The 478-nt window shown below is 55.9% G+C and carries 1 protein-coding gene; it reads right to left on the bottom strand.

Translation table 11 applies throughout. The annotated features are described in order from the left end of the window. Positions 1–122 precede the first annotated feature (122 nt). Positions 123–478 (bottom strand): KilA-N domain-containing protein (locus IV91_RS16165; RefSeq protein ID WP_035418407.1); only part of this gene is annotated, 356 nt, incomplete at its 5' end.

The raw sequence follows: 478 nt of genomic DNA, 5'->3' as shown, positions 1-478 counted from the left end.
ACCGGCCTGGGCAGATTTTCGCTCATAACCACGCGATTGGATTTAACTCGTTGATTTTTGCTACACGTTCTTGCAGAACGCAGCCGGAGAAAGAATTTAGATGCCCAGATCGAGCCCTTGGCCTAGACACCGCCTTTTGTTACGCTAACTGATTGATTTTGCTCCGATGATGGAATTCCATCATCGGAATTTTCCAGTTCTGCGACCAGTTCCTTCGCGGACTGGGACTGGAGCCAGTTCGCGGGCCTGTGCCGCGCCTCCCCCCCAGCGGCCCGGTGCAGATCGTTGATGCAGTACCCGGTTCCAGAACACAACCCTTGCCCGTACAGGCCGCGTATGGGTGCGTACGGGCCGCTTGTCCAGGTTCTGAGCCGTGTGTACCCGGCCATGGTCGGGCGGCGCGTATAGACCTCCAAAACCGGCCTGGGCAGATTTTCGCTCATAACCACGCGATTGGATTTAACTCGTTGATTTTTGC

The sequence above is a fragment of the Ferrovum myxofaciens genome (assembly GCF_000735045.1).
GTDB lineage: Bacteria > Pseudomonadota > Gammaproteobacteria > Burkholderiales > Ferrovaceae > Ferrovum > Ferrovum myxofaciens.
The sequence above is the reverse complement of the archived record's forward strand: the minus strand, read 5'-3'. Positions and strand labels throughout refer to the sequence as shown.